20 protein-coding genes and 1 pseudogene are annotated in these 23,921 nt (G+C 49.0%); 2 read left to right on the top strand and 19 right to left on the bottom strand.

The window, feature by feature from the left end; translation table 11 throughout:
- Positions 1 to 28: 28 nt before the first annotated feature.
- From ACFQZT_RS28275 to ACFQZT_RS28195, 17 genes and pseudogenes are all read right to left on the bottom strand, one after another.
- Positions 29 to 1,450, bottom strand: coding sequence for a spore germination protein (locus ACFQZT_RS28275; protein ID WP_379305553.1), 1,422 nt, complete (start codon positions 1,448 to 1,450; stop codon positions 29 to 31).
- A gap of 195 nt (positions 1,451 to 1,645) precedes the next feature.
- Positions 1,646 to 2,419 (bottom strand): glutamate racemase, encoded by a 774-nt coding sequence (murI, locus tag ACFQZT_RS28270; RefSeq protein ID WP_379305551.1) that lies wholly within the window; start codon positions 2,417 to 2,419, stop codon positions 1,646 to 1,648.
- A 74-nt stretch (positions 2,420 to 2,493) separates the two neighbouring features.
- Positions 2,494 to 4,464, bottom strand: coding sequence for an ATP-dependent DNA helicase (locus ACFQZT_RS28265; RefSeq protein WP_379305549.1), 1,971 nt, complete (start codon positions 4,462 to 4,464; stop codon positions 2,494 to 2,496).
- Between the two features lie 147 nt (positions 4,465 to 4,611).
- On the bottom strand, positions 4,612 to 5,490 hold the full coding sequence (locus tag ACFQZT_RS28260; RefSeq protein WP_379305547.1) for a radical SAM/SPASM domain-containing protein: 879 nt from the start codon (positions 5,488 to 5,490) through the stop codon (positions 4,612 to 4,614).
- Between the two features lie 58 nt (positions 5,491 to 5,548).
- Positions 5,549 to 6,343, bottom strand: a complete 795-nt coding sequence (locus ACFQZT_RS28255) for a lipid II flippase Amj family protein (RefSeq protein WP_379305545.1) — start codon at positions 6,341 to 6,343, stop codon at positions 5,549 to 5,551.
- Entirely contained in the window at positions 6,340 to 6,771 is a 432-nt protein-coding gene (locus tag ACFQZT_RS28250; protein WP_379305543.1) for an SRPBCC family protein, read from the bottom strand. The genes ACFQZT_RS28255 and ACFQZT_RS28250 overlap by 4 nt, the downstream gene beginning before the upstream one ends.
- Before the next feature lie 109 nt (positions 6,772 to 6,880).
- Positions 6,881 to 8,725, bottom strand: a complete 1,845-nt coding sequence (locus tag ACFQZT_RS28245) for an ABC transporter ATP-binding protein (RefSeq protein ID WP_379305542.1) — start codon at positions 8,723 to 8,725, stop codon at positions 6,881 to 6,883.
- Positions 8,722 to 10,408 (bottom strand): annotated as a pseudogene (locus ACFQZT_RS28240) (ABC transporter ATP-binding protein). Before ACFQZT_RS28240 ends, ACFQZT_RS28245 begins: the two are co-directional and overlap by 4 nt.
- Positions 10,409 to 10,779: 371 nt before the next feature.
- A complete protein-coding gene (locus ACFQZT_RS28235; RefSeq protein ID WP_379305541.1) occupies positions 10,780 to 10,995 on the bottom strand; it encodes a hypothetical protein in 216 nt (71 codons plus the stop codon).
- Positions 10,996 to 11,023: 28 nt separating this feature from the next.
- A complete protein-coding gene (gene hydA, locus ACFQZT_RS28230; RefSeq protein WP_379305539.1) occupies positions 11,024 to 12,448 on the bottom strand; it encodes a dihydropyrimidinase in 1,425 nt (474 codons plus the stop codon).
- Between the two features lie 3 nt (positions 12,449 to 12,451).
- Positions 12,452 to 13,747 (bottom strand): NAD-dependent dihydropyrimidine dehydrogenase subunit PreA, encoded by a 1,296-nt coding sequence (gene preA / locus ACFQZT_RS28225; RefSeq protein WP_379305537.1) that lies wholly within the window; start codon positions 13,745 to 13,747, stop codon positions 12,452 to 12,454.
- Between the two features lie 64 nt (positions 13,748 to 13,811).
- The gene (locus ACFQZT_RS28220) at positions 13,812 to 15,173 is read right to left on the bottom strand and encodes an NAD(P)-dependent oxidoreductase (protein WP_379305535.1); all 1,362 of its coding nucleotides are present in this window, start codon (positions 15,171 to 15,173) and stop codon (positions 13,812 to 13,814) included.
- 44 nt (positions 15,174 to 15,217) lie between these two features.
- Positions 15,218 to 16,099, bottom strand: a complete 882-nt coding sequence (locus ACFQZT_RS28215) for a nitrilase-related carbon-nitrogen hydrolase (RefSeq protein ID WP_379305533.1) — start codon at positions 16,097 to 16,099, stop codon at positions 15,218 to 15,220.
- Complete coding sequence (locus tag ACFQZT_RS28210; protein WP_379305531.1) at positions 16,092 to 17,360, bottom strand: M20 family metallo-hydrolase; 1,269 nt, start codon at positions 17,358 to 17,360, stop codon at positions 16,092 to 16,094. The genes ACFQZT_RS28215 and ACFQZT_RS28210 overlap by 8 nt, the downstream gene beginning before the upstream one ends.
- A 7-nt stretch (positions 17,361 to 17,367) precedes the next feature.
- Positions 17,368 to 18,741: an aspartate aminotransferase family protein gene (locus tag ACFQZT_RS28205; protein ID WP_379305529.1), complete on the bottom strand. Its 1,374-nt coding sequence runs from the start codon at positions 18,739 to 18,741 to the stop codon at positions 17,368 to 17,370.
- Positions 18,742 to 18,814: 73 nt separating this feature from the next.
- Positions 18,815 to 19,084 carry an ABC transporter substrate-binding protein gene (locus ACFQZT_RS28200; protein WP_379305527.1) on the bottom strand — a complete coding sequence of 90 codons (270 nt, stop codon included), beginning with the start codon at positions 19,082 to 19,084 and terminating at the stop codon, positions 18,815 to 18,817.
- Entirely contained in the window at positions 19,032 to 19,154 is a 123-nt protein-coding gene (locus tag ACFQZT_RS28195) for an ABC transporter substrate-binding protein (RefSeq protein WP_379305525.1), read from the bottom strand. The genes ACFQZT_RS28200 and ACFQZT_RS28195 overlap by 53 nt, the downstream gene beginning before the upstream one ends.
- 1,251 nt (positions 19,155 to 20,405) lie before the next feature.
- Between ACFQZT_RS28195 and ACFQZT_RS28190 the strand changes: the two genes are divergently transcribed.
- Entirely contained in the window at positions 20,406 to 22,148 is a 1,743-nt protein-coding gene (locus ACFQZT_RS28190; protein ID WP_379305523.1) for a zinc metalloprotease, read from the top strand.
- Between the two features lie 779 nt (positions 22,149 to 22,927).
- On the opposite strand, the gene ACFQZT_RS28185 is transcribed toward ACFQZT_RS28190, so the two are convergent.
- Both ACFQZT_RS28185 and ACFQZT_RS28180 read right to left on the bottom strand, forming a co-directional pair.
- Positions 22,928 to 23,179 (bottom strand): YolD-like family protein, encoded by a 252-nt coding sequence (locus ACFQZT_RS28185; protein ID WP_379305521.1) that lies wholly within the window; start codon positions 23,177 to 23,179, stop codon positions 22,928 to 22,930.
- Between the two features lie 32 nt (positions 23,180 to 23,211).
- Entirely contained in the window at positions 23,212 to 23,415 is a 204-nt protein-coding gene (locus ACFQZT_RS28180) for a YwbE family protein (RefSeq protein WP_379305519.1), read from the bottom strand.
- Between the two features lie 206 nt (positions 23,416 to 23,621).
- On the opposite strand from ACFQZT_RS28180, the gene ACFQZT_RS28175 reads away from it, so the two are divergent.
- On the top strand, positions 23,622 to 23,837 hold the full coding sequence (locus tag ACFQZT_RS28175; RefSeq protein ID WP_379305517.1) for a hypothetical protein: 216 nt from the start codon (positions 23,622 to 23,624) through the stop codon (positions 23,835 to 23,837).
- The last annotated feature ends 84 nt before the right edge of the window (positions 23,838 to 23,921 follow it).

Genomic DNA, 23,921 nt, shown 5'->3' with positions numbered 1-23,921 from the left:
AGGAAGCTTGGCTCCGCAGCATTTCCGATCACGGTTCCCTTCTCTTAGATGTGCTTCTGGTTTTTACCGGAAAGAGGAAAAATTTCATCATCGTGTCTCTTAAACGGCCTGAATTGCTCGGATCTAAAAACAGGACTCCGCAGGATTGCAAGGAGCAAAGGTGCAAGAGGATGCAAACCAGTCCCAATGAGAGGCCAAAAACACCCGTTGAAGCCGCTAATAGCATGAGAGGAAACCTCAACATCCGAAATGCGATTCCCGTACTGAAAGAAGGAATGGTAAACGAAGCGATTCCTGTCATGGCGACCACAATAACCATCGGACGCGAGACAATGCCTGATTGCACGGCGGCTTCACCAATGATTAGCGCACCAACGATGCTGACGGATTGACCCACCGTTCGCGGCAGCCGAATGCTGGCTTCCCGCAGCACTTCGAAAGAAATTTCCATCATGAATGCCTCAATAAAGCTTGGAAATGGTATACCGGCTTTCGTGGAAAGAAAGGCAAGCATTAACGGCGTCGGGATCATTTCCAGGTGAAAAGTCGTCAAGGCGATATATAAAGAAGGACCGAATAAGGAAACAAACAACGTAATTAAACGAATGACTCGCAAAAAATTTGCAAATATGAACCTTTCGTACAAATCTTCGCTCGGATGCATAAATTCAAAGAACGTAGTCGGGGCGATTAAAACAATCGGCGTACCATCCATCATAACCGCAATTTTCCCTTTATTGAGGGCGGTAACGACCCGATCGGGCCGTTCCGTATTCAGAATTTGAGGAAACGGCGAAAACGTATGATCCTGAATATATTCTTCAACTTGTGCGCTATCCACCAGCACGTTCAGGTCAATGGATTCAATCCTTCGCATCAATTCGTTCAAAACTGCTGATTCTACCTGGTTATCCAAATAGAGGATCATCACTTTCGTTTGACTCTGCTTACCCAGACGATATAATTTTGACTTTAAATTCGGAGTTTTCAATCGCCTATAAACCATGCCCAGATTGATTTGAATATTTTCGGTGAATCCCTCGCGTGGACCCCGGACATTCAATTCGATTTTGGGCTCTTCAATCGGACGCGTCTCGTATCCAGGTAAAACCATCCCGTATGCTTCTAAGCAGCCCTCGATAAAAATCACAAACCCTGCATCGGCAACAACGCTCGCAACCTCATTCATGTGCGACACCGCTTTAACTTCGCCTAAGGAGTAGACGGATTCCAGAATCGTCTCGGCTGACGGTTTCTTCTGTTGAATAAGATCTTCGCACATTTTCCGGAAAATCTGTTGATTGAAACTTTTTTCATCAATGAGGACATTCAAGTAAACAACACATGCGAAATCATTCAAATCTCGAACAACAAGCAGCTCATTATCTGCAAATTGACTACGAAGCTTGTCCAGGTTCTGGGCAACAGAAATACAGACATGTTCATTCATTTGTTCCACTCCCATCCCCTCATGTACAATTCAGCCACACATGTAACCAGATTTTGCATATAGAGGAAATTATTCGCCGAATGTCTGTGGATTATTCAGTATCATCTAGCACCCCTGATCTCATTTTCATCCGAAAAACGCAAAAAGCCAGTCAAAGTGATCGCTCACTTCGGCTGGCGTTATTGATAAACGGAATCAACCCATGTTTTGAAACAGCGCAAGGGCTCGCTCCATTTTTTGGATATAATCGGGATCATTACTGGAACACAGAAATTTAACCCTCGAATCTCCGTGCGAATTGAACTGCCCCTTCTCGTTCAAGATCTGTGAAAGACGATTAATGGTACCGGCGCCGCCGTCCACGATTTGGATATGATCAGGTAAAAGATCTTGTAAAATATATCTATAAAATGGGTAATGGGTGCAGCCTAGAACAACCGTTCCGTACGTGCTGAGGTCGAACTCCGAAAGAACCCTAGTAAAATATTCATGCAAAACTTCACGATCAAAAATTAATTTCTCGCAAAACTCAACCAATTCCGGTAAAGGTAACGAATCCACAATACTCTGATCATCAACCCGAGAGATGAGCTCCGTATATTTGGTTTGTTTCAGTGTTAAAGCCGTCGCAAAGACGAGTACGCGTTTTCCCGTGGAGCGGTTCATTTCTACGGCCGGCTTTACGGCCGGCTCCATCCCTACGATTGGCACATCATAAATGCGCCTTAAATCGGTCACGGCAATACTTGTCGCCGTATTACATGCGATAACGAGAGCTTTCACATCTTCCTTCATGATCCTAGCTGCTGCGTCTTGAATACATGACTTAACCTCTTCCTTCGATTTAGTCCCATAGGGAACATGAAGCGTATCCGCAAAATATACAAAGTCCTCTTTCGGCAATCGTTTCATGGCTTCGGCTAATACCGTAATACCGCCTATACCCGAATCAAAAAAAGCTATTCTCATTGGTTTCACCTTGTCATTTAGATTTAGATCATGATGTCATTTTATTACGTTTTACCGTACATTTCATTATGATTTTATCCAAGAGATAAAGATTGAGCCTGTCCGTCCGTCAAATGAACACCTTCCGGCAGCACCCGGATAACGTGATCCCGCAGGACCGTGTCACAATGCAGTTCCTCACTGAAAATCGCGATCATACCGCGATCCTCTCGAGACCGGATTAAACGCCCCATTCCTTGTCTAAGCCGCAGCAGCATATAGGGAATATCCACCTCAGCGTATGGATCTGCTGCCGATAGGCGTTTTGCCATAAAAACAGGATCTTGCGGTGGAAATGGCAGCGCCCAGACGATCACATTCGAGAGTGACGGTCCAGGTACGTCTAATCCCTCCCATAAACTGACCGCACCTAGCACGCTAGTTTCCTCTTCCTGGAAAGTTCTAATAAGATGACTAATCTCCTGGTCGCCTTCGAACAAAAAGCGCATCCCTGCACATTCGGCCCGGAGAACGATTTCCCGCTTGAACCGCTGCAGTTCCTCCTGCGTCGGGAAAAGAACGAGCGCTCGTCCCCCTGCCCGTGATAACAGTTTGACCGCGGCCTCCATCTTCTCATCAAATGATCCGCCTGCCGACCATTTAGGCGCAATTACTTCCATTCGTCCCGGATAATCATAAGGAGAATTGACAGAGAAAGATAAATAATTGTCTAACCCTAAACTTCCGGCTACATAGTCAAAAGATCCTTCCACCGATAGCGTCGCCGATGAGAAGACGATTGGCATTTTATTGGCAAACACGCGCTCGCGCAGCACTTCCTTCACCGTTCTTGGCATCACCACCAAGCTGAGTCCGGTTATACTTTCCGTCGCCCAGCAAATGAAAGCTTGATCGTGCTGAAACAAGCCTAGCGCTTTCTGCATCATCTCCAAATGCTCTTCAACGATCCTCAATTGATATTCGTTTAGCGTGAAAAGCTCGCTCTCGAACACCAATTCTTCTTCAATAGCGGTAAGAATGTCGCATAACCGATGGATTTCTTGAAGCAATCGTTCATTCATAACAATCTGCTTGCGATCCGATCCCGCAATGGGCAGGCAACAGCTTTCCAGCACACCGAACATCGTTTCGCTTTGATCGATCGCTTCATCAATGAGAACCGCGAGCGTTTCGCGAACTTCCCCTTTAAGAAGACGTATGACGAGCTCTTCAAACACAATATGCTGCAGCTTGTAGGTTAGAGCCTTCTGTGCGGCCGATTCCAGCAAATGCCCCTCGTCGAAGACGACCGTGCAATGCTCAGGCAGCAGCGGAAGCTGTCCTTCCCGCTTTCTTCCTTCGTAAGTCCACACATGCTCCATATAAAAATCATGAGAACAAATAATCAGATCGCCGGCTCGACGATAGTTGTCCCTTGAAAGCGTCTGGCCGCAGCGATGACGAAGGTCGCAAACAAAGCAATCCTGGAAAGCATCCCAGCCGATCCGGTTCCATTGTTCATCGTTTAAATGCGGGTAGTGTTTACGATCCCCATACGCATGAAAAGATTGCAGCGCTTCACGAGAATGGACGAAATCCGGTAGACTCCGGTGCAGATCTTTGTAGAGCTTCACATCTTCATAACCTAACCGGGCCTCGTCCAGCTTCACCAGACAGACGTATTGGTCCGGCGATTTTGCCAGTCTAGCATCGATGGCCAGATTTAAATGCAGGGATAATTTATCGATATCCCCTCCCGGCTTAACCAGCTGTTCGATGAGAGATTCATCGGCACAAGCGATAATGGCGGGTTTGTTCATATATCGGGCATAGCAGATCGCATAGAGTAAATAAACTAACGTTTTGCCCGTTCCTACGCCGGCTTCGGCAAAGATCGTTTGTTTTTCGGCAAAGGCGCGTTCCAGCTGAAATGCCATATAAATTTGTTCATCGCGGACTTCAAAGCCCGCTTCGGGTAAAATTTCATAAAAGATATCAGCGATCCAATCCGAGACCTGCTGAATATAGGGTTGTCCGCGATCATATGCAAAAGGATACCGTGCCAAGGAATGTGTGCCTCCAGGAAACAGATTTAAGCAAAAGATTATTATCCCATGAACGATACAGAAAAGCAAAGGAATGACCGGAAATCGCCGAAAAGAAGAAAAAGCTTAGCCTAACAGCAGCAACTGCGAGGCTAAACTTCTCTTTTTTTACACGCTAAATCGTTCTCGATATCCGCATTTTCGGCACAGCTCTTCCACCACTTCACGTCTGGAAAAGCCTTCAAACAACCGATTCGCCCGTTCGCCCTCGACGATATCCGAAAAAGGCGTATCGTTGATATTGCCGAGGTTAATGACCCCTTCCCCATCCAGACAGCACGGAATGACGGTGCCATCTACAAGAATGCCAGCTTGGTTGCGCAATGCGTGACAGAACCCCGGTCCTTCAATTTCCTGTGCCTTCAAATCCGGCCATTGAAATTCATGATCCTGATTGAGATAGACCCGATCAGCCAGCTTCACGCCGGTGCCGCGGATGAATTTCTCATCGATTTTATAATCGAGTTCGTATTCCCTCTCGAGCATCTCCAGCACTTCACGATTTCTTTGCCGCTCCAGATTTGTCTGATTATCCGTATCCAAATTCCAGAGCCGATAAGAGATGATGACGTTTGAAGCTGCGACAATTTCCTTGGCGAATCGAAGGATGCTCATCACATATCCCTCTTTATCCTCCGAGCCCTCATGCCCGTCAAAACTATGCAGGGAGAAATTCATTTGCCTCAAAGCCGGTTTACCGAGCAGCTTCTGTTTATTTTTGTTAATTAGCGTACCGTTCGTCGTAATATTGACCTTGAACCCTTTTTCATGGCTGATATCGAGCAGTTGGTCAATCTTCGGATGCAGCAGCGGTTCCCCTTTTACATGCAGGTAAATATGGTCGGTATGCGGTTTAATTTGATCCAATATATTCGTAAAAGTATCAATTTCAATGAAGCCTTTAGCGCGCTGCGTTTGCGGACAAAACGTGCAGGCGAGATTGCAAATGCTCGTAATTTCGATATAAAATTTTTTGAACTTTTTCATTTCAATGACTCCGTTTCTCTCTAGCTGAATCTGCACGATAGTAGCTATTATAACAGAGTTAGACGATCCATTGCACAACCAATCCGATAAAATAAGCAGCCGGGATCAAAACGATCTGCGCCAGCAGTGTCCCCAGGAAGCGCGACGTCATGAGCAGCGCATAGATTTTACCAAGTTGATCGCGGTGCTCTTCGTTATGCAAAGCTTTATCCGTAATGAGGCCTAACTGCGGATCGATGAATATCGTGAGCAATATCGTAGCGATCCCGTTAATGATTCCGGAGGCCTGGGAGGCCGTCGTGCTGTATTGAGGCAATAAATGCGCTGCGAACAGTGAGGACAGCACACCGACCGAGTAAAACGCAGTCACGACGATATTTAACAGGAGAAATCGCTTGGGAATGCCCAAATAACGAAAATGACTCAGCCGGATCGTCGGCTTTTTCAAATAATTTTTCGTGTTCTTGATTTGGTCAATAGTCACACTTGTAATGAGCTTGGGGATGGAACCGGCAACCTCCAATTTGGCAATAATTCTCGCACTGATATTAATAAACGAAGGAAATAAGGCAATGGCGATGATCGTACCGATCGAGGATGCAAATAAAATAATGCGCAAATAGCGCTCCAAATCAAATGCGGCATCGATCTTGGCATAATCGACAAATTTGGCCGTTAGCGGCGCTTGAATCAAGTTGGCGGTTCGTGAAACAAGTACAATAATTCCGGTCAGTGATAGCGCTACCGCGATTTTGTTCAACTTCACTCCGGCAAAGCGGACGGAATAAGACAGTGTCTCCGACGTATGAATAATCATCGTCAGGATGAAGACTACGATCAAGCTGTTCGTCATCGCCCGAATCCTTCTTTAAGCAGCTCTCCAATCGCTGCCAAAGCTTCTTCCCAGCGCAGCTTCATCGCTTCTCTTTGCCTTGCATCGGCCAGTTTCTCCTGATGAAAACTAATCGTTGTTTTCTCCGTGCCGCTTGGCAGCAGACGGACTTGCACCGTTGACGGTTTCGGCCAGCCTGATGGCTGCCATGTCAAACGCAGCTGTTCCATGGGCTTCACGACACGAAATTCACCGCTTGTCCCCTCTGCAGTCCGATAAGCTTGTCCCGCTATGAAGCTGGCCCCCTCCAATTGGCCCAGCCATAACGGCAGACCTCGGGATGATGTTAGCAGCTTCCAAGCTTGTTCTTGTGTCACCGGCAGCGATCTGCGGACGCCGATTTGAAATCCGACTGAAGCTGTTTGACCGACTAATTTTCCGTTTGTCATAATCATCTCTCCTTAACGTTATTCGGTATCAAGACTAGCAGGGGCGCTCGTGTATTTATCTAGGTAGTCTTTTTCTCATCCAACGAATTTGGCCTCTATGATTCACATGTTATTTGGATCTAAATGATTCATTCAGTTCCATCTCCTTCGATGAATGATCGTCGCCGTACCACAGCTCCTGAAACGTAGAGCTGCGCTTGAGAAGCTCTGTAGAAGTACCTTCCGCTTCAATACGTCCATCCTTCATCACGATGATATGGTCGGCCCGCGTCAGTGCGGTCTTCCGGTGGGAGACGACCAGGCACGTCGCGTCGCCGCGCCGCTGAAACAATCGCTCCCACAGCTTCTGCTCCGTCTCGACGTCGAGCGCGCTCGACAGGTCGTCGAACACATACAGCTCCGCGTCGCGCACGAGCATGCGGGCGGCCGCCGTCCGCTGTGCCTGGCCCCCGGACAGCTTCACCCCGCGCGGGCCGATCACCGTATCGAGCCCGCCGGGCAGCTGCGCGACGTCGTACTCCATGACGGCCGCGTAAAGCGCCTGCTGCAAGCTATCCTCTTGCTCCGCTTGCCCCAGCAAAATATTGTTGCGCAGCGTATCGCTGTACAGCCGCGGTACCTGCGCCGTGTACGCGCTCCGCGGCGGCGTGAAGAATGTGCCGGCGTCTTCGACCGGATTGCCGTTCCAGGCAATCGTGCCTTCATCCTTCGGCAGCAAGCCCAGCAAGGTTCGGACGAGCGTCGTCTTTCCGGAACCGATGGTTCCGGTGATGACGGTGAACGAACCTCGCGTAAGGCTGAAGTGCACATCGGCTATGCCCCTGCCCGTATCCGGGTACGCATAGGATAGTCCATGCACATCCAGACGGCGCAAGAAATTCTCATGCTCTGCGCTCACCCCGGCAGCTGATACGATCGAAAGATCGTCAGTCTCTCCATTCTCTGCAGGCAGCAGTTGTCTTTTATCCAGATGCAATGATTTGACCATCGTCAAGATTTTAGCCGAAGTGCCTTGCAGCAGAAAGGTCAACCGTTCCAGAGCTACGCTCATTTGTTTGAAAAATGTAATGAACTTGCCGACATTCGAGATCACCTGCGTGACAAATGTCAGATAATACACGAACAGCGCGAAATCGCCAACCGTAAAAGTGCCGGCTCTCATTTTCTGTCCGGCAAGCAGGAGAATGAGACCTGTCCCCAGATTGACGGAATTGGAGAAAATCGAATCCAACAACTCCGTCATCAGGCGATCCTTCAGCATCGCTTTTCGGCGGGTTTCGCCTAATCGGCGAAAGCGCTCAATCATGCGCTTCTCTGCGCCGGCGACTTGAATTGCCTGCACATTGCCGAACATTTCGCTGATTTCTCCCGTCACTTTGGCGGTCGATTCCCGGCTCGCGGCACGATATTTTTGCAATCGTGTGGTAGCAAGCTGAGCGGCCGAAATCACAAGCACCAGCGGCAGGAAAACGAGCAGCGTCATTTGTGCGTCAATGCGGATGAGGATATAGCTGGACACAGCTGCGAAGCAGGTCAATCCGAACACATCCACCGACCAACTCGCCGCTTCTTCGGATTGATCGACATCGTCGCGGAAATGGCTGATTGCTTCCCCCGGCGATACCGGAATAGCGCGAGCTCCCGGCTGCTTGAGCACGTGCTCGAGCAAATTTCGGCGGAGCAGCATACCCATCCGAAAACGGAAATTAACGTCTGTGATAAAACCAACCACAATAAGCACAATTCTTCCTAAAGCTGCCGCCATAAGGAGCGCAATAATGCCCCAAACGCTATAACCAAGCTTGGAATTCCCGGTCAATGAATCGAAAAACTCCTTTGTCACAAGTCCCGGCACAATCGGCGCCAGATAGATGACCGTCCAAGCAAGCGCATTAATGAAATAACGGACCGGCCTATACATAATAAGCCGCCATAAGTATTGATAAGTATTCATGCCAGCACCTCCTCAAGCCCAGTAGCCAGCAATTGGCTGAATCGCGAATTCGGATCGGCGGCCAACTGCTCCCTTCGACCCGATTCCATCACTTTACCACTGTCTAAAATAAGAATGTGATCCGCCCGCTGAACCGTGCTCAGCCGATGGGCGATTATGATGCAGGAACGCGTCTCCAGCAGCTTGGATACTGCCTTCTCCATACGCTGCTCGGTCAATGGGTCCAATCTCGAAGAAGCTTCGTCCATAATGACCAGCCCTGGGTTGGTCAGAAATACGCGTGCGAATGCGAGCAGTTGCGCCTCACCGGCCGATAGGCTGCCGCCGCCGGATGCCAGCATCGTATCGAGTCCTTCAGGAAGCGATTCATGCCAAGCTCCCAGTCCGAGGTCTTCCAGAACCTCAATCATTCGTTCGTCTGAAATCGATTCGTCATAGAAGGTCAAATTATCACGAACCGTACCTTGGATGATTTCGATATTTTGAGTCACCATGGCTACCCGCTTACGTAACTCCGACAACTTACAGTCGCGAATGTCCGTGCCTCCAAGTGCAATCGTACCGCTTTGCGGATCGTAGAATCGCAGCATCAGCCGTGCCATCGTCGACTTGCCGCTCCCAGTGCGGCCCAGCAGTCCCAGCACTTCACCGGGCTTCAGCTCAAGGTCAAGTTCTTTGATCGTAGGCTGATCCCCGTCGTAGCTGAACGTCACGTCGCGGAATTGAACGCTCAGTGGCCCATTCGGTAGCGGCGCTCCCGGTCCGTCAACGATCGCCGAGCGCGTAGCGAAGAGCTCGCGAATCCGTGAAATACTGGCGTCCGCCTTTTGCAAATCCTCCATCTGCGTACGGATTTTCTCAATCGGCTTGGACAGTAGCTCCGTATAAAAGAAGATCAGATACACAGTGCCTAAAGAAATGCCCGCTGTGCGCCAGAGATACGCGCAAATGGCGAAAGCCATCGCATTTCCAAGCGCGAATACGAGAATCGAAGTATTCCACATCGCGCAGAACCCTAGAAACGCTTTCACGCGCAGCGGCAGCATGCGCCGGAGCATCATGTAGAAGCGGTTCATCACGAAGCCGACCGCACCGTTCGCGCGAATGTCCTCCGTACCTTCCAGGTGCTCGCCGATAAAACCGTAAAATTCCGCATTCGCTTGCCGCCATCCTGTCCAGACGGGAACGGCGAATTTGCGGATCCATTGAATGACAAAGACCGCAAACAGCACGAAAAAAGTCATTCCCGCTCCGATCAGCCAATTCTCACGAAAAAGTAAAACAATAATGCCAACCATCAACAACAAATTGCCGACAAGATGAATGATCATGCTCGAAAAGAAATTCGCCAGCGCGTTGACGTCTCCATCCACCCGTTCAATCAGCGAGCCGGATGTATGGGATTTGTGGAACGTCATGTCGAGTGTCAAGCAATGTTCCGCCAGATTGAATCAGAGAAAATCCGATAAACATTCCCGCTGCGATAACAAGCGGTTGCAGAGCCCCTTGCGCCCCAGCCGTATCGATAAAATAGCGGATAATTTGCGGATTAATGAGCTGCATGCCGATGGATGCGAATAACAGGACAGCTAAGGCAATGAGTGTACCTCGTTGCGGGAGCAAATAACGATAGAGCAGTTCGTAATACGGTCTAATCGAGTGGTTACTTTTGTTGCGTCTCATAAAAAGGTTGTCTCCCTATTCCTCCACATATATGCCCCAAATTAGAAACTATTGGAACTGATATTCTTATAGTATCCTATATCTACCGATAATTTCTAGCTTTTGTAATATGAATTGTATTGCCACAATGAACGATTCAAAGATTTCTGCTCAGCACAAAAAACCGCAAACCACTGCGGCCCTTAGACAGTTACTCCCTTATTCCTCGCGAAAAAATTTCCAAGATTTTTCAGAACGGCTCAAGAAACAATTCTCATTCAAAAAGACACAAGTGCGCTTGCTGAGCCGTTTTATGATGAAATGCATGTTAGTAAACGGATTGCTATTGAGCTTGCTCTGCACGGATATGACAATTTATACGGAGCTATTCTTTAAGCAAGCGTATTTTGCTGCCGAATAAGCAGCACCGCATAATATTTCCGAGCATTTGCTGTCTCCAGGTGCAGGCTCGCGGTTTCCCCACCGGGGTGTTCCAAATCGAGCACGGCGCCGTTCAAGTCTTCTTCCACCCTGACGATCTTGAAGTTCTGGGAAACGAAGTCGTCGAGCTTCTGCTTCTCGCGCATAAACTGTTCATATTCGGACATTTTGCAGCGCTCCTTTCATTTTCAAACTTTAGCTTTGAACGGCTTCCTTTTTTGAAGTAACCCCAAGCGATTCCGAGTTATATGTCCCCCGCTTTACGAACTGGCCGGAGCCCGGCGTACCTACAAACTGTTTATTTTTGATGACGTACTCGCCACGGGACATCACGGTTACGGGTTCCCCGGTAATCACAATGCCTTCAAACGGATTATAATCAACGTTCATATGATGCGATGCCGCCGAAATCGTACGCGTTACGTTCGGGTTGAATATAACGATATCTGCGTCACAGCCTATCGCGATCGTTCCTTTTCTGGGGAACAGCCCGAAAAGCTTGGCAACCCGCGTGGATACGATATCCACGAACTGATTGATCGTGATGCGGCCTTTGGCCACGCCCTCGGAGTACAGAATCGAGAATCGGTCCTCGATAACCGGCCCGCCGTTCGGGATTTTACTGAAGTCGCCAAGTCCCAGGTCCTTTTGTCCTTTAAAATTAAACGAACAGTGGTCGGAGCCGAGCGTCTGCAACTGTCCATTTTTCAAAGCGTTCCACAGCACATTCTGATGATAGGTCTCTCGCAAAGGAGGCGACCAAACGTATTTGGCCCCTTCGAAATCCGGTTTCTCCAAATAAGATTGATCCAGTAGCAAATACTGCGGACATGTTTCACCCCATACATCCACACCCTTATTTCGCGCTTCGGCAATTTGCTCTACGGCTTCCTGGCACGTAACGTGAACGACATAGAGCTGGGAGTTCGCCAGAGCAGTAAGCTTGGCGGCCCTTCCTGTCGCTTCCCCTTCAACGACCGACGGACGCGTCAATGCGTGGTAAATCGGCTCGGTATTCCCCTCTTCGAGTGCCTTTTTAATCAAATAATCGACCACATCGCCATTCTCCGCATGCACCATCACAAGCGCTCCATGCTTCTTTGCTTCAAGCAGCGTGTGGAATAAGGTACCATCGTCGGCTTGGAATACATTTTTATAGGCCATGAAAACCTTCAAAGAGGTGATGCCTTCTTCCAAAATCATTTTCGGCAGCTCCGCCAAAACTTCGTCCGTGATCTCACCGATCATCAAGTGAAACCCATAATCAATGACCGCTTTGCCCGCCGCTTTATCGTGCCAGGTCTGTACGGATTGGCTTAGAGGAACTCCTTTATTCGTCAGACAAAAATCGATGATCGTCGTCGTACCGCCGAATGCAGCCGCCTTGGTCCCCGTTTCAAAATCATCAGCCGTCACCGTGCCGCCGAAGGGCATATCAAGATGCGTATGCGGATCGATGCCACCCGGGAACACATAATGCCCCGAAGCGTCAATGATCTCCGCCTCCTCCGTTTGCAGATTCAGACCGATTTGCTTTATGACGCCATCTTCAATGAGTACATCCGCTTGATATTGATCTGCAGCCGTCACGATCGTTCCATGCTTAATGAGTTTGGCCATCGGCTATACAGCCTCCTTCTTTGTGGTATCCTTATCGGATGACAGTTTAGCAAGCGCTTCCTGCCTTTCGTTCCAAGTCATCGGTGCTTCCGTCGAAGGCACCTCAACCATCGAAATCGCACCGTCCACCGGACAAACGATGGAGCACAAATTACAACCTACACAATCTTCTTCCCGCACTTGCAAGTATGATTTGCCATCTTCACCCGTCAGCATGTCGATACATTGATGCGATGTATCCTCACAAGCAATATGGCACTTGTTGCAGTTAATGCAGGTCTCTGTATCAATGCGCGCCACGACCGCGTAGTTCAAATCCAAATTGCCCCAGTCGGAGTAACGGGGAACGGATTTACCGATCAGCTCGGTGACACTGGCGAGACCTTTTTCATCCAAATAGTTGTTAAGACCGTCAATCATGTCCTCGACAATGCTGAAACCATGATGCATGGCCGCCGTACAGACCTGCACGCCCGTTGCGCCCATCAGCATGAATTCAACGGCGTCACGCCAATTCGAAATCCCGCCGATACCCGAGATCGGTACCCCAACTGCCGCATTGCGGGCGCATTCCGCAACCATGTTCAGCGCAATCGGCTTCACGGCAGGTCCGCAATACCCGCCGTGTGCGCCCTTGCCGCCAACGTGCGGTATGGTGTTCCACGAATCCAGGTCAACGCCGGCGAGCGAATTGATCGTATTTATCAGCGATATCGCATCGGCGCCGCCTCGAACCGCAGCTTTCGCGGTTGCGGTAATATCCGTAATATTCGGCGTCAGCTTCACGATGACAGGCGTCGTCGCGACCTCTTTCACCCACATCGTCTGAGACTCTACCAGATCAGGCTGCTGTCCGGAAGCAGCCCCCATACCGCGTTCAGCCATCCCGTGCGGGCAGCCGAAATTCAATTCTAAGCCGTCTACGCCAACGGCTTCGACTTTTTTGACGATTTCATGCCACTTCTCCTGCTTCGGCTCCACCATAAGCGAAACAACAACAGCATGGTTAGGGAATCGCTTTTTCGTCTCATAGATTTCTTTCAAATTTACCTCAAGCGGCCGATCGGTGATGAGTTCAATATTGTTAAAACCCGCAACGCGCTGTCCATTGAAATGAACAGCCGCAAAGCGCGATGACGTATTAATAATCGGATCTCCCAGCGTTTTCCAAACCGCGCCGCCCCATCCGGCTTCAAACGCTCGCTGCACTTGATATCCTGTGTTTGTCGGCGGTGCGGAGGCCAGCCAGAACGGATTAGGCGATGAAATTCCTGCTAAATGGATGCGTAAATCTGCCATCTCGAATCCCTCCAGTTCAATTAAGCGGTGTTATATGGCCTCTCCTGTTACCTATCGATGAAGATTACGCGGTTTCGATTTGCTGCTTTACAAGCTTATTGTAAATCGCATACGCCGCCTGTTTGCCTTGTTGAGCGGCCGATACGACCATTGCTTCGCCCTGACCGTCGCCGAAAATGACATCGCCGGCCGCGAACACTTTCGGATTCGACGTTTCCCCCGTATGCGTATTCACGGTTACCGTGCCTTTCGTATGGGTCAGGCCGAATTGATCCACGAGCGATGCGTGACGCGTTTGCCCGATCGCCTTCACGACGGCATCCACCTCGATCACAATTTCCGAACCCGCGATAGGTACGGGACGCTTCCGACCGCCAGGTTCGGATTCCTCTAAACTCATGCGGATGCATTCAAGTGCGATCACTTCACCATTCGCGCCTCCGATGATCCGTTTCGGAGCGGTCAGCCATCTGAATTCGACGCCGTCCTGCTTGGCGAAGTCGAATTCGAAATCGTAAGCCGTCATCTCCGCTTGGGTTCGTCGATACACGATTTGCACCTTCTCGGCTCCGAGGCGTACGGAGCATGTCGCCGCATCAATTGCCGTGTTGCCTGCGCCGATGACGGCTACTCGTTTGCCCACCAGATGCGGGTCGAGCGTTGTTTTCGTCGTTTCGACGAAATCGATTGCGTCATATACACCACTTAGATGCTCGCCTTCAATGCCAAGCATCGGCACCTTGGACATGCCTACCGCTAACACACTTGCATCATATTCGTTCAGCAGTTCTTCAGCTGTGATGTCTTCACCCACCCGCGTATTCAATTTGAACTCTACGCCGAGTTTCCGCACTTGTTCCACTTCCCAGAGCGAGATCTCCTGCGGAAGCCTGAAGGAAACGATCCCGTATGTATCCAGACCGCCCGCTTGCGTTTTCGCTTCAAATACGGTCACTGCAAACCCGAATCGCGCGAGCTCTCTCGCCGCCGACAAACCAGCGGGACCTCCGCCGATCACCGCAACCTTCTTGCCGTTGACAGCGCCCGCTTTGAACAGCACTTGCTCGTTTTTGATAGCCCAATCTGTCGCGTATCGCTGCAAATCACCGATCAAAATCGGCTTGGACGATTCGTTAAGTACGCAAGCGCCTTCGCATAATTCCTCCGTTGGGCAAACCCGAGAACAAGACGCACCTACGGGATTCGCTTCCATAATCGTTCGCGCCGAGCCTTTTAGATTCCCCGAGGCAATTTTTTTGATGAAAGAGGGAATATTGATTCCCGTCGGACAGGCACGTACGCACGGAGCGTCATAACAGTACAGGCAGCGGTTCGATTCCTCGATCGCTTCTTTCGGTTTCATACCGGCTCTGACTTCAGCAAAATTACGTTTAAGATCGCTTAATGAAATGAATGTCGTGCTCATTTTTGCTGCGCCTCCCCTTATTCAATAAGAGATTAATAAGTCCACTACAGACTCACGATCTGTTCGTAGGTTTCCGGCCTTCGATCCCGATAAAACTGCCAAATGTTTCGGACCTCACGAATGAGCTCTTTATCCATCTCGCCGATGATGACTTCATCCTCATCACGACTGCCAATGGTGATAATGGACCCGCGCGGATCGACCAAATACGATTGGCCGTAGAACTCGCCCATATTCCAGGGAGCTTCGACGCCAACGCGATTAATCGCCGCTACGTAGTATCCGTTTGCCACTGCATGCGCAGGCTGTTCAAGTTTCCAAAGATATTCCGATGTGCCCGCTACTGTTGCAGATGGATTAAAAACGATTTCCGCTCCATTTAATCCAAGCGCACGCGCGCCTTCCGGAAAATGTCGATCGTAACAAATGTAAACGCCGACCTTAGCAAATGCCGTATCAAAAACCGGATACCCTAAATTTCCTGGTTTAAAATAGTACTTCTCCCAAAACCCGCAGGAACCGCCGCCTGCAGCGACGTGCGGAATATGGTGTTTGCGGTATTTACCGAGATAGGTGCCGTCCGCATCGATCACCGCCGCCGTATTGTAATACGTGGCAATGCCCTCCCTCTCATAGATCGGCAGCACGATGACAACGCCAAGCTCTTTGGCCAGATCCTGAAACTGCTTTGTCGTCGGGCCGTTCGGAATTTCCTCGGCTGCATCGTACCATTTGGTCTTTTGTTCGGCGCAAAAATAAGGGCCGTAGAAAATTTCCTGCAGGCAGATGATTTGAGCGCCCTTTTGCGCCGCATCGCGAATCAGAGTGATATGCTTCTCGATCGCTTTACGCTTATGAAGCTCAACGGATTCATCTCCATGGACGTCATTTGCAGCTTGAATCAAACCGATTTTCACTTTACTCATGGCCCAATCCTCCTGTCGATATGCGAACTGCCGTACGGTATAAGAGCTCTGTGCCAAGAGCAATATCCTCGGGACTGGAGTACTCCTTGGGATTGTGGCTGATGCCATCCTTGCAGCGGACGAAGATCATGCCGTAGTCACAAACATAGGACATGGTCAACGAATCGTGAAAAGGACCGCTCATCAGCTCGGGCGGCGCATAACCGATCTTCTCCGCCTCCTCGCGCATTGCTGCCTTGATCCAATCCGCGCAGTATCGCGGTTCGCTGTTCGTATCCTCGCGAATCGAGTACGCAAGGCCGTGTTCTCTCGCCACGTTGTCGATCACGTTCAGCAGCTCCGCCTCTAATGCATTGCGGCGGGCCAAATCGATATCGCGCAAATCAACCGTGAAGGTCACCCTCTCGGGTATGATGTTGCGCGAGTCCGGAAACACCGTCAATGAGCCGACGGTTCCGACAGTCGGTGCGCCGGGCACCTGCTGAACGAGCTCGTTCAGCGCCACGATCACTTTAGCGCAGCCGACGAGCGCGTCATGTCGCATCGGCATCGGCACCGAGCCGGCATGCCCGGCGAAGCCGGTCATCTCCACCGTGAGCCAAAGCGGTCCGGAGATCCCGCTCACGATGCCGATCGGCGCATCGAGTGACTCCAGTACGGGCCCCTGCTCGATGTGCAGTTCCAGAAAAGCACCGATCCGCCCCTCCTGGAACGTATAACCTTCAAAATTAGCGGGATCACAACCAAATTGGATCAGCGCCTCTCTGCGCGAGATCCCGTTCTTGTCAGTTCGCTCCAGCTCATCCGTTTCAAGCTTGCCGGTCATACCGCGGACGCCGAACAAACCCTTGTTGAACCGGCAGCCTTCTTCATCACAAAAGGCGACAACTTCAATGTTGCACGACGGAACAATGCCTGCCTCCGACATCGTTTGAACGACTTCAATAGCGCCAAGTACACCGATGGCTCCGTCAAATCTCCCGCCGTAAGGTTGTGAATCGACGTGTGATCCCAACATCAGCACAGGAGCATTCGGGTCGCTGCCCCGCTTGACGCCTATCAAGTTTGCGAAACAATCTATGGAGGCTTCCATCCCTGCCTCTTCCATCCATGATTTCACCAGGTCTACACCGGCCCGATCTTCTTTAGAAAGAGCTAGCCGACAGACGCCGGTCTCCCCGATTTTCCCAATCTGCGCAAGCTCATAAATTCGTTGCTGAAGCCTATTAGCGTTAATTTTCAGAACGGGTGCTTGGTTCATGTGTGAATCATCCTTTCCCCTTGTTCAAAGCGAACACATCGACCAAAGTGTCTATGATGAAGGCAACCTCGTCATCCGATGTTGAGAACGGCGGGCTTAATGTCAGTATGTTGGCAAAGCCAGGCACGGTATCGCCGTTTTTGCCTATTAAAAGTCCTTTCTGCTTGCAGCCTGCGATAATCGCCATCACCCTTTCGGCAGTCGCCGGTTCTTTTGTAACCTGATCTTCAACGAGCTCTATGCCAATCGCTGAACCGAATATGCGGATATCTCCGACATTTGGATGATCCTGGAGCGGTTCCAAACCGCGCATCAGCTCCTGTCCAATGTGAGCCGAACGTTCCACAAGATTTTCATTCTCTAAGATCTCGATATTTTTCAAAGCGACCGCGCACGAAACCGGATTGCCTCCGAACGTATTGACATGGCGGAAATGGCTATCAGCTTGTTTTTCTTTAAAAGTTTCATACAACTCAGCCGCAACGGCTGTTGCAGAGAGTGGCGAATATGCGCTGGTCAACCCTTTGGCCATCGTCACGATATCAGGTTTTACACCGTAATTCTGATGCCCGAATTTTTCGCCTGATCTCCCGAACCCGCATATGACTTCATCGACAATGAGCAGAATGTCATATTTGTCGCAAATCTGGCGAACCATGGGCAGATACTCCTGGGGCGGAACAATCATGCCGCCTCCTGTAATCGTCGGCTCCACAATGACGCCAGCTACTGAATCCGGCCCTTCCCACTGAATAGCATCTTCAATCGCTTGTGCGCATTGAATTTGGCACGCACCCTTCGTTTGCCCGAAAGGACACCGGTAGCAATAAGGCGGCGGAACGTGCTGGAACCCAACGCCAAGCGGCTCGTACTTCAGCTTGCGCTGGGCTTGACCCGTAGCGCCTAAAGCGCCCATAGAATTGCCATGATAAGCGCGATGCCTGGAAATGAATTTATGTTTTGTCGGTTTGCCTGTCTGATGATGGTATTGTCGGGCGATTTTAAAAGCGACCTCATTTGCGTCTGAGCCTGAATTTGAAAAAAATATTCGATACTCCCCACCTAACCACTCGTTCAGCTTCGAGGCGAGCTCAATGGCCGGCACATGCGACTGTACGAGCGTTGAATAAGCAATTTTCATCATCTGAGCTGCCGCAGCTTCTGCAATTTCTTTCCTGCCATGCCCGACATTGACGCACCATAGACCTGACATGCCATCCAGATACCTGTTCCCTTCGATATCCTGCACCCAACTGCCCTCACCGGACTCAATGATCATCGGGTGATCGTTGTGAGGGGACATGTGGTGCCATACATACTTGCGATCCTTTTCAAGCAGCCCTTCCTTAGTCACAGCATCGCTGACCTCATCTGCATTCATACAAGCTCTCCTCTCCCGCTGTTGGGAATCGTGAGCCCGATTTTCCTTTCGGTCCACGATCCGCTTCCGGTGATTACTTCGCTCCGTCTACCACTTTGACGACAAGCTCATGGTTCTTATCCACCCAGTCCTTCTTGGCAATGAGCGTATCCTCCAGCATCGCGACTCCAGCATCATCGAAGTTAAACACATTCATATCCGTCTCTTTCACACCGCATCCTAGAACAACGTAATACTCGTTATAGATTGTAGCCGTCTCAACATCAGCTGATCGATATCCGCAGCGCCATTCACAACCTGCTGCTCGATAATGACATCCGGTTCCCCGGCATGATCTCGACATCAATCCCTTCGTCTTTGTAAAAGCCCTTCTCCTTAGCAGCGAAAATACCGGCGAATTGCGCTTGAGGCACCCACTTCAGCTAGATCTTCCCTTTTTTTCCGCGGGTCGCTCGAAGGCGCCTGCTGTTCCATTGGATGCAGTCGGTGTTACTGGTGCTGGAGTAGAAGTTGTCGCTGTTTTCTCTGATGCGCAAGCATTACGATGACAAGTGGGAACGATGCGATGAAGAGTAGGGTAAAACGAACAGCTGGGATTCTCTTTTTCAAACCGACAAATCCTCTCCATATTTAAGTTCTATGATCTAAAAGATGGTGACATCCCTTGATGCTGCTTGTTTTTGAAAAAAACTTGGATTAGCGTTGCGAAACGGACCATGGAGTGGCGATATTTCCTAATGACCACCATTTAAACGCCCTCCACCAAAAATTACACTTTCCTTTGGGAAATCTCTGAACTCTTTCCTTCCCCTCCAAATCAGAAAACCAGATTGTAATGTATTTGTTATTTTAAATTACTTAATATGTTATATTATATAACATTAATTTTCATTGTACATAATGTTTAAAAAATAGGCTCTCGCTTTTTACATACTGTAAAAAGATCGTTGGAATGCAAACAGCCCTGCTCTCCGATGAGACAGGAGTACGGGCAACATATATTTGCATCAAATTGCACAAAGAAAATAAAGTTGTAGCGCTGTATCGGAAATGCGTTCCATATTAAACACGAATCGTACCAGCAGGGCCGCGTTCATGCCGGCTTTGCAATCTACGCTCGTCCCTGATACGTTCAACCCAGGCTTTCCTACTACTTCAATAGTTGCAGTAAACGAACCCAGCCCCCGGACGTTGGCGCCGACTACCTTTATGCCTTGATCCAGAAACCCAGGTTCACCGAAAGAAAATAAATATATAACAGTCAAAAAACCGCAAAGGCTTGATTCTGCGCGGTTTCTGTTTAATTATGGCCGATTCTTTCATTATTCTTTTATTCGGCTAAAGTACACTAATATTTAGAAGTAGCACTCGAATAAGATAGGTGAACAGGAAAGATTCTTTCAGGGTGTACCCTATTTATGACTCATCCTACTTACCTATAATCTGATAGAAAGGAGGGGCTCGTTGCTTCTATTTCGATTTTGAAATTGAACAGGTGAATTTGTCGGAATCTTAATCATTTATTTCATTTTGCGAAGGAGTCCTATTATGCATACCTTAACCGTTCTGGACAATTTTGCTGGTACTTCTTTTCCCTAGTTATCTAAATGCAGTTTGGAATCTGATCTGTTTTCTGAATATAATTTGAACTGGAGGTGTCAAAAATGTGCAGTATACCCCCATCCAGAACAACTCACTCATCCGACCCCATCATGTGTACCCTCAAAGAACTACCTTCCGAACTTCAGTTAGCAGCGGCAGAGAAAGCGATCGAGATTAACCCGGAGAATGCACCGAAAGCCCACCAGATACAACTTTTGTCAAAACAGGAGCAATCAAACCCCATCAAATTGGCTTTACTAACGTTGAAACGTTGGAGTAGAACGGGGGTGAACCTGACCGTAGGATTCATCGGGAACCCGCCGGCTGACTTGCAAGCTCGCATTATCAGTCACATGAATGCGTGGGACGTGACAGGAAACGTTCGTTTTTCGGCATCTTCTAACAATCCGCAGGTCCGCATCAGCTTCGAAAATGGCGGATATTGGTCCTATCTCGGGACCGATATTCTGCTGATCCCTCCTGACAAGGCTACGATGAATCTTCAAGGTTTCAGTATGAATACGCCGGAATCTGAATTCCGACGTGTCGTTCGTCACGAAACTGGTCATACACTTGGCTTTCCTCACGAGCATCTCCGTGCAGAGATCGTGAATCTCATTGACCCAGAGAAGGCAATCGCATATTTCAAAGAGACCTACAACTGGCCTCCTGAGAAAACTAAAGGGCAGGTACTTACGCCTCTCGACCCGAATCTCCTTAGTGAAACGGTGGCAGCAGACCCTAACTCCATCATGTGCTACGGCTTGCCAGCATCCATCATGAAGAATGGTATTGCTATCGCAGGAGGTACTGACATTGTCGCTTCAGACATGGAGGCCGTATCACTTTTGTATCCCAAGGCTAACGCTAGCAGGCGGCTCATGCACACCATGCGTTATTCGGACGGAAGCTGGCAGCCCCTGGTTGATCTATATGAAAAACTAGGTATTCAAGGGTCGATCATCTCTGTTGCAGGAGCGAATGGTGAAAGCGGCGATACTCAGTTTGCATACGTCACGTACTTTGGTGAATTGTGGCACTTGATTCGCCACTCAGATGGCAGTTGGTCGGGGGTGGTCAATCTATCTCAGTTGCTTCAAATTTCCGTAGGTGTTGCAGCAGTCGCAGGGGCGGCAGGGCTAAATGGGACCACACAATTCATTGTTACAACCAGCGATGGACAATTGTTGCATACTGTCCGTGAATCGACCGGGAGTTGGCAGCCGCTAGGCGACCTGAAATTCGTAGATAAGGTGCCTGGGAACGTGGTAGCTCTTGGTGGAACCAGCGGCTCCGATGGGGAAACGCAATTTGTGTTTACTACAAATGACGGACACCTTTGGCACACCATTCGGCATGCTGACGGAACTTGGCAGCAGCTAGGAAACCTTGCCGGCGAGCTTGGATTTTCCGGAACTGTAACCGCGATTGCAGGTGCTGCAGGTGCGAACGGGGAAACGCAGTTTGTCTTCGCAACAAATGACAGACACCTTTGGTTTACTCTTCGTCAAGCGAACGGAAAGTGGAAACGTGTATATGATCTGGGGAGAATGATACTGGATATGGAGACACGAGTCATCGCGGTAGGTGGTTGCCCCGGTTCTGGCGGAGACACTCAGTTCGTCTTTACTACAGAAGATGGGCAGGCGTGGCATACCGTTCGTTATGCTTACGGAGGCTGGCAAAAAGCTTATCCGCTTGACTGGGTACTACCAATCAACGGCTTTGTGCCAGCTTTGACAGGTGTGACAGGCGACAATGGAGAGGCGCACTTTATCTTTAACAGGTACCATTCGCAGGGATAGCGTTTGACGGATTGCTCCAATGATCTCTCCGGTATCGTTTACGAAAGGTCTGGCAATGGGGCGAAGTCGCCCGTTGGGACGCCTATGTGAAGGTCTTGCAAATGAAGATGATTACAACCTAAAAAGTAATAAATAGCCCAGTAGAAAGCCAACGCCATGAATAATGTCATGTCGGTTGGCTTTTTTTCGTAGATCACACGCTAAGACAGCAACACATCGGTGCTGGCGGACAAACTCATTTCGTCTTTCCACTAAATTATCATGCCTGTTATGCTTAGAGAATAAGGGTCGCTATTAGCGCACCTCTTGGACGCAATTTCATTGGAAGCATGTTCCAAATGAGTCTCGAAAGAACAAAGGTCTTTATTGAGATAAACCCCTATCGAGGTCTTTCGAAGATGAGCGACCGCGTTCAGAGGTTGGTTTATTCGCCAATCAGAATGCCGTTCTACGTGCTTAGCGCTCTAAAGAACTTTATCATTCTGATGTGGTCAAAGAACCATATTCGTTATATATGGTCATTTTTTCTTTATTCGATCCAAGACGGAGTTTTCTCCCCTTTTAGCGTCCCTCCGGAGCCTTATTAGAGAACACCGTTCTCTACGGATATAGTCAGCAGTCCAAGGTGACGTGTGCCTAAGCGTAAACATCAACCAAACACACTCGGTTATGAGATTCCAAAATAAATGCTCATTTACCTACAATCAGCATCTTTCATAATTTCCTTTACAATAAAAAAACTGCCGTGAATGCTCGCTGTCAGTTTTTTGAATATATACCTAATCTTTGGGATAATTAACTTGCATGATATCCATGAACGGAACCTTCACCGTTACCCCGTTTCTTTCGATATGTACTTTGCCTGTACGCGAATCCATCGCTGTAATTAGGCCGCGCACCGGTTCTTCTACTCCCCATACCGTCAGTACGATCTCGGAATTTTCCATTTTCGCTTCCGTAAGTTGATTACCAATCTCTTCCAGAACAAATTCATCCCGCGTTGGTCTTTTTGCTACTTTTGCCTTAGCCACGTACATTCCCCCTAAATCATCCAACGATGCAATTAACCCTCGTGTGTTAATATTTGTTTCACGCGTCCAACTTGTCCATCCGTTAATCTGACCTTTATCCCATGCGGGTGGTTAGGCGATTTTGTTAGTATATCTTTTACGATGCCCCGCGTTAATTTACCGCTGCGTTGATCTTGTTTTAATACAATGTCCACTCGGGCTCCGGGCACAATGTCTTTACGGTTTTGACCATTCATCTGGTTGAATTCGCCTGCCTTCTCAGTCAATTGTGGTTCATTATAACATAAAAGTTCCATCAGGCCACAAATTAGGTTTATTCATTCATCTCTATATCAACTCAACTTTGAAACAAAATGTCACAAATTGATCAATCTTTTTTCAAAGATTTCCGCCTGCCCCTGCATAGACTATTCAAGAACATATAAGTAGGAGATGATTATTCATGGTAAGCACAAACATTCATTTTAACGAACAGGCAGTCGCCGTTCATCTGATCGGAACCGATCAAAGGCTGATTCCTTCCCTCGTTACCGCCCTTCGTACCAACAAATTTACCCTACATACCCTCAAGCCCTCACTTGAACGTATCGAACTATTTAGCGCGGAAGCCATCCTTTATTCCGGTAACGGCAATAAAGCTCGAATACCAATCTTCTAAAGAAAAAAGACACCATTTTGGTGTCTTCAGCCTGTTGAGAAACCTCAGCAGGCTTTTCTTCATTCCAATTCTTTATCCATTCAC

Origin of the sequence: Paenibacillus sp. GCM10027628 (assembly GCF_042676385.1) — a bacterium.
Lineage (GTDB): Bacteria > Bacillota > Bacilli > Paenibacillales > NBRC-103111 > Paenibacillus_E.
This window is presented reverse-complemented; position numbering and strand designations above follow the sequence as displayed.

Excerpts from the sequence above, each read along its gene's own strand:
- ACFQZT_RS28275 (WP_379305553.1), bottom strand. The coding sequence starts at position 1,450 with ATGAATGAACATGTCTGTATTTCTGTTGCCCAGAACCTGGACAAGCTT.
- murI (WP_379305551.1), bottom strand. The coding sequence starts at position 2,419 with ATGAGAATAGCTTTTTTTGATTCGGGTATAGGCGGTATTACGGTATTA.
- ACFQZT_RS28260 (WP_379305547.1), bottom strand. The coding sequence starts at position 5,490 with ATGAAAAAGTTCAAAAAATTTTATATCGAAATTACGAGCATTTGCAAT.
- ACFQZT_RS28255 (WP_379305545.1), bottom strand. The coding sequence starts at position 6,343 with ATGACGAACAGCTTGATCGTAGTCTTCATCCTGACGATGATTATTCAT.
- ACFQZT_RS28250 (WP_379305543.1), bottom strand. The coding sequence starts at position 6,771 with ATGACAAACGGAAAATTAGTCGGTCAAACAGCTTCAGTCGGATTTCAA.
- ACFQZT_RS28245 (WP_379305542.1), bottom strand. The coding sequence starts at position 8,725 with ATGAATACTTATCAATACTTATGGCGGCTTATTATGTATAGGCCGGTC.
- ACFQZT_RS28235 (WP_379305541.1), bottom strand. The coding sequence starts at position 10,995 with ATGTCCGAATATGAACAGTTTATGCGCGAGAAGCAGAAGCTCGACGAC.
- hydA (WP_379305539.1), bottom strand. The coding sequence starts at position 12,448 with ATGGCCAAACTCATTAAGCATGGAACGATCGTGACGGCTGCAGATCAA.
- preA (WP_379305537.1), bottom strand. The coding sequence starts at position 13,747 with ATGGCAGATTTACGCATCCATTTAGCAGGAATTTCATCGCCTAATCCG.
- ACFQZT_RS28220 (WP_379305535.1), bottom strand. The coding sequence starts at position 15,173 with ATGAGCACGACATTCATTTCATTAAGCGATCTTAAACGTAATTTTGCT.
- ACFQZT_RS28215 (WP_379305533.1), bottom strand. The coding sequence starts at position 16,099 with ATGAGTAAAGTGAAAATCGGTTTGATTCAAGCTGCAAATGACGTCCAT.
- ACFQZT_RS28210 (WP_379305531.1), bottom strand. The coding sequence starts at position 17,360 with ATGAACCAAGCACCCGTTCTGAAAATTAACGCTAATAGGCTTCAGCAA.
- ACFQZT_RS28205 (WP_379305529.1), bottom strand. The coding sequence starts at position 18,741 with ATGAATGCAGATGAGGTCAGCGATGCTGTGACTAAGGAAGGGCTGCTT.
- ACFQZT_RS28200 (WP_379305527.1), bottom strand. The coding sequence starts at position 19,084 with ATGTCGAGATCATGCCGGGGAACCGGATGTCATTATCGAGCAGCAGGT.
- ACFQZT_RS28190 (WP_379305523.1), top strand. The coding sequence starts at position 20,406 with ATGTGCAGTATACCCCCATCCAGAACAACTCACTCATCCGACCCCATC.
- ACFQZT_RS28180 (WP_379305519.1), bottom strand. The coding sequence starts at position 23,415 with ATGAATGGTCAAAACCGTAAAGACATTGTGCCCGGAGCCCGAGTGGAC.
- ACFQZT_RS28175 (WP_379305517.1), top strand. The coding sequence starts at position 23,622 with ATGGTAAGCACAAACATTCATTTTAACGAACAGGCAGTCGCCGTTCAT.